Consider the following 12660-nt stretch of genomic DNA (forward strand, 5'->3'; position numbering starts at 1 on the left):
CTTTCGCGAAACTGCGAATGCACAATAGTTTCGAAAAAATTAATGGCTGTAACAAGAACTGAGATAAATTAGCGCATGTTAAGTATAGCGGCATTAATTATTATTTCACGGTTAACAAGTACCCTGTGGCTCTCAAGCAACATCGAATTTTCGACATGGTTGTGCCACTAAAATTTCACATTTTGGCTCTTGAGATTCCTCATTTGGCAGCCAATTTCACCTCAACCGGGCGGGGTTAAATGTAATTGCCGGTGTATCGATTTGAGCCGCGATAGGCTCGTGACACTGGTCTGAAAGGAGACTTTTATATGCGTACTCTCATCACCACCCTCATGGCATCGGCTGTGACCCTGATCACCTTCACGGCCGTGCAGGCCGCTGACGCGATCGACGAAGTTCCGGCTGCTCCTGCTGCCGAATACACCGAGCCGGCGATCAAGAACTGGTCGGGCGCCTATGTCGGTGGTACGGCTGATTGGGCACGCGGCGAATTCGACGGCACCGGCGGCCGTGGCGCTGCAGCCTTCGGCGGTGGCCTCTATGGCGGTTATAACGTCCAGAGCGGTCAGCTGGTTTACGGCGGTGAAGCCGACGTCAACTACCGCGGCAACGACGCCACCAACCCGGTCCGCACCATGAAGCAGGGCTTCAACGGCTCGCTGCGCGCTCGCGTCGGTGTCGATGTCAACCCGGTTCTGGTTTATGGTACCGCTGGTATCGCTGCTGCCGACGTCAAGGCCTCCGAGAGCGGTTCTTCCGACAGCAACACGATGATCGGATGGACGGCTGGTGCCGGTGCGGAAGCTTTTGTCACCGACAACATCACGGCGCGTGTCGAATACCGTTACACCGACTACGGTTCGAAGGACTTCGATCTGCCGAGCGGCAAGGTTTCCTCTGGCTATGACGAGCATAGCGTTCGCGTCGGTATGGGCGTGAAGTTCTGATTTCAGATAGATGGGGTAATTGGGGTCTTGGCCCGAGTTCCTGGCGAGGAATGGTGGCTGCTCCAATCGGATGATAAAACGAGGTTGCTAGCAAAGCACCTCAATCACCGAAAGGAACAGCCATGCAGTATTATGCCGGACTCGACGTTTCTTTGGAAGAGACAGCAATCTGCGTCGTCGATCAGACGGGCAAAATAGTCCGCGAGATGGTTGCGGTGTCAGAGCCGGAGGCGCTGGCAGCCGCCCTCGCCGGCACGGGACTGAGTTTTGAGCGGATAGGAATGGAAGCGTGCGGCACGACGGCCTGGCTGCACGACGGCATGCAGGAGCGAGGCGTAGCCTCGATCTGCATTGACGCGCGCCGCGCCAATGCAGCGATGAAGACGATGCCGAACAAGACGGACCGAAACGACGCAAGGTCCATCGCCCAGATCATGCGGACCGGCTGGTTCACGCAGGTGCATGTGAAGAGCAGGCGTTCGCGCCAGTGGCGGGCAACGCTGACCGCCCGAAGGACGGTCGCGCAGAACCTGCGAGACATCCAGAACGCGATCCGCGCGTTGCTCCGCGAGGAGGGGATAAAGCTGGGACGGCCGTCCAGCGCCAGTTTCATCGCCAGGGCGCGGGAAGCAGCAGGAGGGGAAGAGGCGCTTATGGCAGCGGTGGAACCGCTGCTGGCCGTTCTCACGGCCATGGAGCAGCAACTGAACCGTCTGACGAAAATCGTCATGAACCTCTGCCGAAGTGACGATACTTGCCGACGGCTGATGACCGTCCCGGGTGTTGGGCCGATCACGGCCGTGAGTTATGTCGCGACGATCGACGATCCGTCGCGGTTCCGGCGGTCGCGCGACGTCGGAGCGCATCTCGGACTAACGCCGCGACGATATCAGTCTGGCGAGACCGACACGCAGGGGCATATCAGTCGCTGCGGTGACGAAGCGATGCGGGCGCTGCTCTACGAGGCAGCGAACGCGCTGCTCTGCGTTTCGAGGAAATGGTCCAGCCTCAAGGTCTGGGGAATGGCGGTGGCGAAGCGGCGCGGTTTGAACCGCGCCCGCGTTGCAGTCGCGAGAAAGCTGGCGACGATCCTCCACCACATGTGGAGTGACGAGACGGACTTCCGGTACGGCAAGGAGATTGCGGCGTAACCGCCGCTCGAGGTTTGGAGCTTCGCCTGACCGGGCGATGACTGAACCGCCCCGAGGGGACGGTGAATGGAGTTACAGCGAAACATGCATTGTCTCGCCTTACGGCGAAGACGTCCGATAGATTGCTGAACTTCCTTCCCCATACCCCATCATGCGGCGGGCCTCGCCCCGACCGCGAAGAGAAGCGAGTGACCCGCGGGACGGGACGGTAAAAAGCAGCGAAGGAATGCCGAATGGAGTCTTGACCCAACGACCCCAATTAGAGAAGCATGTTATGAAGGAAAGGCCGGAGCGATCCGGCCTTTTCTCGTTTCTATGGCATTACTGCATAATTCCTTAGATCGGAATCGGTTTAAGGATAAAATTATGCAGCAGGTATAAGCTTACAGCGAACCTTAGCGCGTCATATATGACGCACGGCGCTGTAAGCTGACCAACTGCCTTCAGGGCGGGGCTCAGTCAGCCTTCGGTTTTTTCGCCGCGCTGCGCTTGGCCGGTTTCGACGTGTTCAGCGCGATGGCTGCACGGACAAGGGCCTTCAGCGCTTCTGCGTCAATGGCTTCTCCCTCACGCACATCGATGGCGCGACGCACGTTGCCCTCGAGGCTGGAATTGAACAGGCCTGACGGGTCCTCCAGCGCCGCGCCCTTGGCGAAGGTCATTTTGACCACGCTCTTGTAGGTCTCCCCGGTACAGATGATCCCGTCATGCGACCAGACGGGTACGCCACGCCATTTCACTTCTTCCACCACATTCGGGTCAGCTCGCGGATGATGCTGCGGATTCTGGCCAGCGTATCGCCGCGCCAACCGCCCAGTTCGGCAATCTTCTGGTCAATCAACTCCGAAGCGGAGCCTTCCTGCGCTGTCCTGTCCCCCTCCTTCGCCACCATTCCTCCGGCCTCCTCTTGGCTCCGCTGCGTGTTTTGGTCGTGCTTCGGCTACATCCGCTCGCCGGACAATCGGCTTGCCTGTTTCACCCGGGATGTGGTCAACGCTTCGTCCAGAGTGTCGGCTTCACGGATATGGACGTAGCCCGTTTCCTGGTTTTTGGAATCGACAGGCGGAACGGGATCGAGCGACGTGCCGCGAAAGAAGGCCACCTTGATATATGTGTTGAAGCAATGAAGGCTGAGGAACCAGCCGTCGTCCTTGATGCCATAGAGCGGCGAGTTCCACTTCACCGCCTTGTGCACCCCCGGTACTGCGTTGCCAATCAAGGCGTCAAGCCGCCGTCAACATCGCTCTTCCAGCCCGGCATGGCGGCGATATAGGCCTGCACCGGCCCGTCGCCTTCGCCCTTGGCGATCTGGGGATTGCCACCGGACAGCAGAACGGGTCCGCCTGTCCCACTTGATGCCTTGCCGGTCGATTTCCGCGCCATTCGGCTCCCTCCACCTCTGAAAAAACGTCTGGCACACTCCGCTTTGCTTCAGGCCTTGAACTTGCCGTAGTCCGGAAACTGCTTTTCGAATTTCTTCGGCCAGTTCTTCAATCTGGGGCGGCCGCGCTGCCATTCGCCGGTAAAACGCAGTTCTATATAGCGCAGCATCGCGGCAAGCGCGAAGTGACCGCCATGCAGCTTCGCCGCCGTCTTCGGCAGGTTGTCTTCGAGATAGTCGAGGCCGCGGACGACCTTTTCCCACTGCTTGTCGATCCAGGGCTGGTGGATCTTTTCCGGCGGATGGATGCGCTTTTCGTAGACGATGGCAAGCAGACTGTCGCAGATACCGTCGCACAGCGCTTCGAGGATTTCGACGTCGGTACGCTTTTCGGCGTTGCGGGGATAGAGCTTGCCCTTCGTCTCCCGGTCGATGAAGTGCATGATCGCCCGGCTGTCATAGATCGCCTTGTCATCGTCGGTGATCAGCGTCGGAATTTTGCCGAGCGGATTGTTGGCGATCAACTCCGGCGGGCTGGCGTTGGTGTCCGTCAACACGCTTTCGGCGGCAATACCGGCATAATGGGCGGCCATGCGCACCTTGTTCGAATAGGGAGAGGCCGGCGAATAGAGAATTTTCATCGCGATGACTTTCTTTTGCGATCGATGGAGGACTTGTCCTAAAGGGCGGGGTCCTAAAGGGCAGGCAGTGTCAGCGATCGCGCGCGGCAGCCGCCGCGATCGATCTCAGGGCATGAACGAAAACCGAGATTGTGGTCCAGGCAGATGCGGATTTCCTCCAGCTGCCCGGACTGGCAGGTCACGGCAACGCCACCAGCAGTCATTCCGGGATTGGCAGAAACCAAGCTCGCCTCGATCTCCGTCGGGCTGGACCGGCTGGCGGTTGCGCCGCTCTTCAGCGCCGGCGGCAATTTCAACTTGTTCCAGGCCGCGCGCATGACGGCGAAATAGTCCCTTTGGCTTAAGCCTGAGCAGGTGCCGTGCTTGCGCCATTCGTGGCCGATCAAACCCATGGACGGTATAATATCGAGAAACTGTCGCCCCAGCGTCTCCGGTACCCGGTCAGAATCGCGGCTGCGGCAGAATTCATAACCGCTGTCGTTCTGCGGCCAGAGCCCGTGCACGATCAGCCCATGACTGCGCGCCGTGTCACACTGCCTGGTCTTGCCCTGCGGGTCGTTTTCACCGCACCAGCTCGGCGACCACGACAGGGAGAGCACGTAGAAATCGAAACCGGTTCCGACTGGCACGGCGGCGGTTGTTTTTTCGGGCTTCTTTGCTGTGCTGGTAGAGGCGATTGGCGTCGGTACCTTGGCCGTCTGGCCATTCTTGGCACCGTCTTCCCCGCTCTCGCCGCATCCGGTAAGCGCAAGCGCCATCACGGCTGCCGCGAGGGTTTTGGCGGGTGATCTCATTGAGGGCACTCCGGAAGTTCGGCACTCGTTCCACTGCCCACCCGCAAGGCCTGATCCTCCAGGCTCCACCAGGGAGAAAAGGAAGCGCGCCGCGCCGCCACCCTCACTCCTCCTCGATCATCTCGCCGCGCAGCCAGAAGCTGCGGGCCGAACCATGCTTGTCCTGTGCCAGTCGCCCCTTCAGGAACGGCAGCAGCACATCGAGCTCGCCCTTCAGCGTAAACGGCGGATTGACGACGATCAGCCCCGAGCCGGAAAGCCCCGTCGTGTCGCGCTCGCTGCGCACCGAAAGCTCGGCACACAGCATCTTAGGAATATTCAGCGCCTGCAAACTCTCATGAAAGGCGCGGATCGGCGCGCCTTGTTTCAGCGGATACCAGAGGCAGAACACGCCGCCCGAAAAACGCTTGTAGGCCTTGGCCAACCCATCCGCCAGTCGATCATATTCGCCGGCTATCTCGAAGGGCGGATCGACTAGCACCAGCCCGCGCTTTTCCTTCGGCGGCACATGCGCGCCAAGCGCCAGCCAGCCGTCGAGCTCGGTGATCCGGCTCTGGAAATCGCCATCGAACAGCCGGTGCAGGGTCTCATAATCGTCGGGATGCAGCTCCATCGCCGAAAGCCGGTCCTGCGGTCGCATCAGCATCCGCGTCAGCTTTGGCGAACCGGGATAAAGCTTGACGCTGCCATCGGGATTGAGGTCGCGCACCGCCTCGAGATAAGGCGCCAGAATATCCGCGACATCGCGCGGCAGGGGCTTTTCGAGCAGTCGCCCGATGCCATCCACCCATTCGCCGGTCTTCTGCGCCTCTTCGCTGGACAGGTCATAAAGGCCGATGCCCGCATGCGTATCCAGCACGCGGAACGCCTTGTCCTTCTGCTTCAGATAGGTGACGAGACGCGCAAGCACGGCGTGCTTCAGCACGTCGGCAAAGTTTCCTGCGTGGTAGATGTGCCGGTAGTTCATTTGCTCAGCTGATCGCTCTCATGAATTGTTGGCATGGATGCGGATTGGCCCTTTGAGAGCCCTTTTTCGTGTCCTATAGAAAAGCGATGAACCTTGCGACCCCCATCAAAGCAGAAAAGTCCATCGGCCACACGGTCTGTCCCCATGACTGTCCGTCGGCCTGCGCGCTCGAAGTCGATCTGACGACTGAGGGCCGCATCGGCCGCGTGCGCGGTGCAGCCAGCAATACCTATACCGCGGGCGTCATCTGCGCCAAGGTGGCCCGCTATTCCGAGCGCCTCTATCACCCCGGTCGTCTGATGGTGCCGCAGCGCCGTCTCGGTGCCAAGGGCGAAGGTCGGTGGCAGGAGGTCTCCTGGGAAGCCGCTCTCGACGAGATCGCCAATGCCTTCGTCAAGGCCGAGCAGATCCACGGCTCGGAAGCAGTCTGGCCCTATTTCTATGCCGGCACGATGGGGCAGGTCCAGCGCGACTCAATCGAGCGCCTGCGCCACGCCAAGCGCTACTCCGGCTTTTTCGGCTCGATCTGCACCAACATGGCCTGGACCGGCCTTGCCATGGCGACAGGCTCGCTGCGTGGTCCCGATCCGCGCGAGATGGCGAAATCGGATTGCGTCGTCATCTGGGGCACCAATGCCGTCGCGACCCAGGTCAATGTCATGACCCATGCGGTCAAGGCCCGCAAGGAACGCGGCGCCAGGATCGTCGTCATCGATATCTACGACAATCCGACGGTCAAGCAGGCCGACATGGGCCTCGTCCTGAAGCCCGGCACCGATGCCGCGCTCGCCTGCGCCGTCATGCACGTCGCCTTCCGCGACGGTTATGCCGACCGCGCCTATCTCGCCCGCTACGCCGACGACCCCGCCGGCCTCGAAGCCCACCTCGCGACCCGCACCCCCGAATGGGCCTCGGCGATCACCGGCCTTTCCGTCGAGGAAATCGAGGCCTTCGCCAAACTCGTCGGCACCACGCCAAAAACCTATTTCCGCCTCGGCTACGGCTTCACCCGCCAGCGCAACGGCGCGGTCGCCATCCATGCGGCAGCCTCGGTGCCGACCGTGCTCGGCTCCTGGCAATATGAGGGTGGCGGCGCCTTCCACACCAATAACGACGTCTTCCGCTTCGACAAGCGCGAACTGATGGGCACCGCCATGGTCGACCCGGATATCCGCATGCTCGACCAGTCGCAGATCGGCCGGGTGCTGACCGGCTATGCCGAGGCGCTGCGCCATCGCGGCCCCGTGACCGCTCTGCTGATCCAGAACACCAACCCCGTCAACGTCGCGCCCGAACAGCGCCTCGTGACCAAGGGTTTCCTGCGCGACGATCTCTTCGTCGCCGTGCATGAGCAGTTCATGACCGACACGGCCAAGGTCGCCGATATCGTCCTGCCGGCCACCATGTTCCTTGAACATGACGATCTCTATCGCGGCGGCGGCCACCAGCACATCCTGCTCGGTCCCAAGGTCGTCGAGCCGCCCTCGACGGTGCGCGCCAACCTTTTCGTCATCGAGGAACTGGCCAAACGCCTCGGTGTCGCCGATCGCCCCGGCTTCGGACTGACCGAGCGCCAGCACATCGACCATACCCTCGTCAATTACGGCATCGGTTTCGATGAGTTGAAGCGGGAAAAATGGCTGGATATCCAGCCGGATTTCGACACCGCCCATTTCATCAATGGCTTTGGCCACCCGGACGGAAAATTCCGCTTCAAGGCCGACTGGACCGGCACTCCAGCCCCGAACCGCCCGCCCAAAGCGCTCGGTGCCTTCGGCCCGCATCAGGACTTGCCGGAATTCCCCGATCATGTCGACCTGATCGAAGTGGCGGATGCAGAACATCCCTTCCGTCTCGCAACCTCGCCGGCGCGGTCCTTCCTTAACTCTACCTTCGCTGAAACCCCGTCTTCGGTTCAGAAGGAGGTTCGCCCCGAGGCGATGATCCATCCGGACGACGCAGCGGTACTCGGAATCGCGGAAGGCGATATTGTCAGGATCGGCAATGTCCGAGGCGAGATCCGCCTGCACGCGAAACTCGGCGGCGGCGCACGGCGGGGTGTGGTGATCGCCGAGGGCCTGTGGCCCAACGACGCCCATCTCGATGGCGAGGGCATCAATGTTCTGACAGGTGGCGATGCCGTTGCGCCCTATGGCGGCGCTGCCTTCCACGACAACAAGATCTGGCTGCGCAAGGACCCCGCATGACGAAATTCAAGGATGCAAGGATCGAAATTCTCAAGGACGAGACGCTCTCGAAAAACTGGTACCACCTGCGCAACATCACCTTCAATTACACCGGCTCGAACGGCAAGACCAAGACGCTGAAGCGCGAGGTCTACGACCGCGGCAACGGTGCGACCATCCTGCTCTACGACCCCAGGCGTGACAGCGTCATCCTGGTGCGTCAGTTCCGCATGCCCGCGCATCTCAATGGCCATTCCGGTTGGCTCCTCGAAACCCCCGCCGGCCTGCTCGACGGCGACAACCCGACCGAAGCCATACGCCGCGAGGTGGTGGAAGAAACCGGCTATGTGGTGAAGGACGTCCACCCGGTCTTCCAGTCCTTCATGTCCCCCGGCGCCGTCACCGAAATCGTCCACTTCTTCGCCGCCGTCATCGACGTGACCGAGCGTGCGGAGGAGGGCGGTGGCGCGGCCCATGGGGACGAGGATATCGAGGTTCTGGAAGTGCCGCTCGCCGACGCGGTGGCGATGATCGAAACCGGCGAGATCTGCGACGGCAAGGCCATCATGCTGCTGCAGTGGGCGATGCTGAACAAGGGGAAGCTTGGGGCACAAGCGTGACCGCTCATCCCTGAGCTCCCGTTTTCCTGCCGTAATCCCTCGGATTTGCCTCAATCCGGCGGTTGATATCAAGCCGAAACGCTCAGGTCCGCCGTCCGGAGCGTCGTCGGGCGCTGAGGATGCCACCCTTGCCCTTGCCGCAATAGGTCCAGTTTCGCCTGGGGCCGATATCGACATGGATGATGCCGTTGCAATAGCGGCCGACGCCACCGATGCCGGGCGCCGACAAGGCGGCCGCGATGATGGAACTCTCCGAAACCCCTGGTACACGGATATCCGCCGCCTGGCAGGTACGATGAAGTGAGCCGCTTCGGCCGGATCGCGGCCTGTGGCCGGACGTTACCAATGGCCGGCGCCCGGTCCGGGCCGCAATATGCGCCAGGATGCCCTGCAGGCGCTGTGAAAAGCATCCTGTCCTGACCGAAACGGTCTGCACCGCGTATGCGATCGAAATACTGTGATTTGGAATTTTGACCTTGCGCCTCTTCTCTTCCTTGGCTTCGCAGGAGGTGAAGAACGACAGGGTCAGCAGACAGGTAAGAGCAATCGAAAAAACGTTACGCATTGCTATCCCCCTTTGCGGATGCCCCTACGGCACGGTGGGTGTTGGATGCGGGCGTATAAGGACACGGAGGGGTACCCACGTGTCGTGTGGTGCGCGGGCTATCCAGGGAGGCCCACGTGGATGAATGTCGGATTATTGGTGGAAGGGTAATTTCATCCAAAATAAAGCTATTTTGTGAAAGGCAATGCTTACTATCCGAAAGAGGTAGGCTCGTGGATAGTCAATTCGTATAGAAGGCAACAATAATATTGAGGAAAATATTCCATATGTGGCCGATCGCGCCGCCACAGCCGCGGGCGTTCGTAAACGTCAAACAATCTTGGGCTCTGTTCCCAGGACCACTGGTCCTTCGGCAACCGTCCGGTCGGATCGATCGCCCAAGCCGCCTGCAGTTCCGCAAGTGTCACCCCATGGAGCGTGCGACCGCCATCGTCACCCAGATCGGCGATCCCGTGGGTCGCGCGGCCTGCCGGTGCCCTACCTTTGCGTGGCTTAGAACGTGCCCTTCAAGCCGAATTTCACGGACATGCTCTGGTACGACGCGCCGGCTCCATTCTTGCGGCTGTCGGTTTCCCCGGTCACCGTATCCCGCGAGCGCACGTCGCCGCGTTTGTTGAAGACGTTTTCGTAGGAGCCGCCGAGATACAGCGATGCGGTCTCGGTCACATGATAGGCTGCCTCGACATTGAGCATCACGACCGGCGCGGCATACATGTCGTCGTGGTAGCGGGTATTGGTTCCCCAGTGATCGTCGATGTCCCTGACGCCGGTCGTGAAGCCGCCCTTGGCGCCGCCGGAAACAGTGAGGCGATCGATATCCGCGGAGCCGTCGAGACCCACGAAGAAGACCGGGATCTTCTGCTGGTAACTGATGACGCGCAACCCGTCCGGAAACGCGCCGATATCGTCGCGCGTCGTGGTGTCGCTGTAGATATAGGTGCCACCGAAGGATTCCCACTTCACGTCGGAATACTTGAACCCGGCATTGATACCGAACTGCTTGTCGTCATCCGCATAAACCTGGCGGGCGATCTCGATGGATCCAGCGAAATAATGGGACAGCCGCGTATCCGGGCTGATCGAACGATCGCTCCAGCCGTCCATGCTGGTATCGACATAGAGACCGGGGACCCAGTCGTAGTCGACCATATGGCCGTCGCCATTGGTGCCGATGTCGACCGTTGCCGTCACCGACCAGTCAGGGGTCAGTTCCACGCCTGCCGCGCCGCTGTAGAGCGTCACGCCCTTGCTTTCCCAGTCGAGCTGGCTGCCTTTGTGGGAGCCCAGGTAGACATATTCCTTGGCCTCGATGTTCGCGAGCCCCACCGAGCCGCTGAAGGTGAAGCGGCCGTTGTCAAAACTGGCGCCGGTGTCATCGGCAAGGCAGGCGGTGGTCGAAAAAAGCAGGCAGGCAATCGATAAAAGGGAAATACGCATGAAGAGAATCCGTCACATGAATTTGAAATTGCGCCGGATTGGTATGTATTCGCGGATGCGTCGCAAGAGCCTGAGGCAGATGCGCCCTATTTTGGACACGATGTGTATCCCCACCCGAACCTTTGCCGGTACGGTGATGCTACGAGGTCACATCGATGGATGAGGTTTTCGCCAATTTATAGCGTGCAGCAGATACGCACCGATTGCGTGTCAGCCCTCGACCCGCACTGTCTTCCCGCCATCCATGCGTACCTTGTCTTCGGCCAGCAGCCGCAACGCCCTCGGATAGGTCTGGTGCTCGACGGTCAGCACGCGTGCCGCCAGTGCATCCGGTGTATCGCCGGCAAGAACGGGCACCTCGGTCTGCAGGATGATGGGCCCTTCATCCATGCCTTCCGTCACGAAATGCACGCTGCAGCCGGCCGTCGCATGGCCCGCTTCGATCGCACGTCGATGCGTGTCCAGCCCGGGAAAGAGCGGCAGCAGGGAAGGGTGGATGTTGATGATCCTGCCTTCGTGGCGGCTGATGAAGGTGCCGGAAAGCAGTCGCATATAACCGGCAAGGCAGATGATATCGGGCGAAAGCGCATCGAGCGCCTCAAGGATCGCCGTCTCATGCTCATCCTTGCTGGCAAAGTCCTTGCGCACGAAGGCGAAGGTCTCGATCCCCAGCGCTTCTGCCTTGGCGAGACCGCCCGCATCCGCCTTGTCGGAGATGACGGCGATGATCTCGGCCGGGAAGTCAGCTGCTTCGGCCGCCTTGGCTAGCGCCAGCATGTTGGAGCCGCCGCCGGAAATGAAGACGACGACCCGCTTGCGGGCGGTGGCAGGCACGTCACTCATAGGGCAAGCGTACCCTTGTAGATGGTGCCGGCAGCACCTTCCTCACGAGCAACCATGCGGCCGAGCTTGAAGACTGTTTCGCCTTCTGCAGTCAGCGCGGCAGCAACCTGCTCGGCTGCGTCTGCGGGCACCACGGCAATCATGCCGACGCCGCAGTTGAAGGTGCGCAGCATTTCGTTGGCGGCCACGCCGCCGGTCTTGGCGAGCCAAGAAAACACGGCCGGCGCCTTCACCGCGTCGAGATCGATCTCGGCCGCCAGATGCTTCGGCAGCACGCGCGGAATGTTTTCCGGGAAACCGCCGCCAGTAATATGGGCAAGCGCCTTGATCGATCCGGTGTCGCGGATCACCTTCAGGAGCGGCTTCACGTAAATCTTCGTCGGCGTCATCAGCACATCGGCCAGCGTGCCTTCGCCGAAGGGAGCCGGCGCGTCCCAGCCAAGGCCCGAGAGTGCCACGATCTTGCGCACCAGCGAGTAACCGTTGGAATGGACGCCCGAGGAGGCGAGGCCAAGGATCACGTCGCCCTCGGCAATATCGCCTGCCGGCAGCAGCTTGCCGCGCTCGGCAGCACCCACGGCAAAGCCGGCGAGATCGTAGTCGCCACCGGAATACATGCCGGGCATTTCAGCGGTTTCGCCACCGATCAGCGCGCAGCCCGCCTGGCGGCAGCCATCGGCGATGCCGCCGACGATCGCTGCACCTTGGTCGGGGTCGAGCTTGCCGGTGGCGAAGTAGTCGAGGAAGAACAGCGGCTCTGCACCCTGCACGACGAGGTCGTTGACACACATAGCGACGAGATCGATGCCGACGGTATCGTGCTTGTTGGCGTCGATGGCGATCTTCAGCTTAGTGCCGACGCCGTCATTGGCGGCGACGAGCACCGGATCGGTAAAGCCGGCGGCCTTCAGGTCGAAGAGGCCACCGAAACCGCCGATCTCGCCGTCGGCGCCGGGACGCCGCGTCGAGCGCACATGCGGCTTGATCTTTTCCACCAGCAGGTTTCCTGCGTCGATGTCGACGCCTGCATCGCTGTAGGTCAGACCGTTCTTTCCCGCCTCGCTCATGGCTTAAGTCTCCGCTGGCTTGTCGTATGGGGACGTGTTTGGTTGCGATTGGCATGGGTGT

General features: G+C 61.0%; 11 protein-coding genes and 2 pseudogenes. 4 read left to right on the forward strand and 9 right to left on the reverse strand.

Annotated elements, in window-relative coordinates; genetic code table 11:
• The first annotated feature begins 308 nt into the window (after positions 1–308).
• Both QO002_RS09545 and QO002_RS09550 read left to right on the forward strand, forming a co-directional pair.
• Positions 309–947 (forward strand): outer membrane protein, encoded by a 639-nt coding sequence (locus QO002_RS09545; protein ID WP_307228982.1) that lies wholly within the window; start codon positions 309–311, stop codon positions 945–947.
• Positions 948–1069: 122 nt separating this feature from the next.
• Positions 1070–2098, forward strand: a complete 1029-nt coding sequence (locus QO002_RS09550) for an IS110 family RNA-guided transposase (RefSeq protein WP_307228984.1) — start codon at positions 1070–1072, stop codon at positions 2096–2098.
• Positions 2099–2553: 455 nt separating this feature from the next.
• Here QO002_RS09550 and QO002_RS09555 read toward each other — a convergent pair.
• The 5 genes and pseudogenes from QO002_RS09555 to QO002_RS09575 form a co-directional block, all read right to left on the reverse strand.
• A pseudogene (locus tag QO002_RS09555) lies at positions 2554–2990 on the reverse strand (DUF1801 domain-containing protein).
• A gap of 48 nt (positions 2991–3038) precedes the next feature.
• Positions 3039–3481 (reverse strand): annotated as a pseudogene (locus QO002_RS09560) (DUF1801 domain-containing protein).
• Between the two features lie 48 nt (positions 3482–3529).
• Complete coding sequence (locus QO002_RS09565; RefSeq protein WP_307228986.1) at positions 3530–4120, reverse strand: glutathione S-transferase; 591 nt, start codon at positions 4118–4120, stop codon at positions 3530–3532.
• A 53-nt stretch (positions 4121–4173) separates the two neighbouring features.
• On the reverse strand, positions 4174–4914 hold the full coding sequence (locus tag QO002_RS09570) for a ribonuclease T2 family protein (RefSeq protein ID WP_307228989.1): 741 nt from the start codon (positions 4912–4914) through the stop codon (positions 4174–4176).
• 103 nt (positions 4915–5017) lie between these two features.
• Positions 5018–5881: a 23S rRNA (adenine(2030)-N(6))-methyltransferase RlmJ gene (locus QO002_RS09575; RefSeq protein WP_307228991.1), complete on the reverse strand. Its 864-nt coding sequence runs from the start codon at positions 5879–5881 to the stop codon at positions 5018–5020.
• Positions 5882–5949: 68 nt separating this feature from the next.
• On the opposite strand from QO002_RS09575, the gene QO002_RS09580 reads away from it, so the two are divergent.
• A complete protein-coding gene (locus tag QO002_RS09580) occupies positions 5950–8088 on the forward strand; it encodes a molybdopterin-containing oxidoreductase family protein (RefSeq protein ID WP_307228993.1) in 2139 nt (712 codons plus the stop codon).
• On the forward strand, positions 8085–8687 hold the full coding sequence (locus QO002_RS09585; protein WP_307228995.1) for an NUDIX domain-containing protein: 603 nt from the start codon (positions 8085–8087) through the stop codon (positions 8685–8687). Before QO002_RS09580 ends, QO002_RS09585 begins: the two co-directional genes overlap by 4 nt.
• A gap of 82 nt (positions 8688–8769) precedes the next feature.
• On the opposite strand, the gene QO002_RS09590 is transcribed toward QO002_RS09585, so the two are convergent.
• The 4 genes from QO002_RS09590 to purM form a co-directional block, all read right to left on the reverse strand.
• Positions 8770–9252, reverse strand: a complete 483-nt coding sequence (locus QO002_RS09590; protein WP_307228997.1) for a YcbK family protein — start codon at positions 9250–9252, stop codon at positions 8770–8772.
• A gap of 492 nt (positions 9253–9744) precedes the next feature.
• Entirely contained in the window at positions 9745–10689 is a 945-nt protein-coding gene (locus tag QO002_RS09595; protein ID WP_307228999.1) for an omptin family outer membrane protease, read from the reverse strand.
• 210 nt (positions 10690–10899) lie between these two features.
• Positions 10900–11532 (reverse strand): phosphoribosylglycinamide formyltransferase, encoded by a 633-nt coding sequence (gene purN, locus QO002_RS09600; RefSeq protein ID WP_307229001.1) that lies wholly within the window; start codon positions 11530–11532, stop codon positions 10900–10902.
• Entirely contained in the window at positions 11529–12599 is a 1071-nt protein-coding gene (gene purM, locus QO002_RS09605) for a phosphoribosylformylglycinamidine cyclo-ligase (protein ID WP_307229003.1), read from the reverse strand. Before purM ends, purN begins: the two co-directional genes overlap by 4 nt.
• Positions 12600–12660: the final 61 nt, after the last annotated feature.

The organism is Pararhizobium capsulatum DSM 1112 (assembly GCF_030814475.1).
GTDB lineage: Bacteria > Pseudomonadota > Alphaproteobacteria > Rhizobiales > Rhizobiaceae > Pararhizobium > Pararhizobium capsulatum.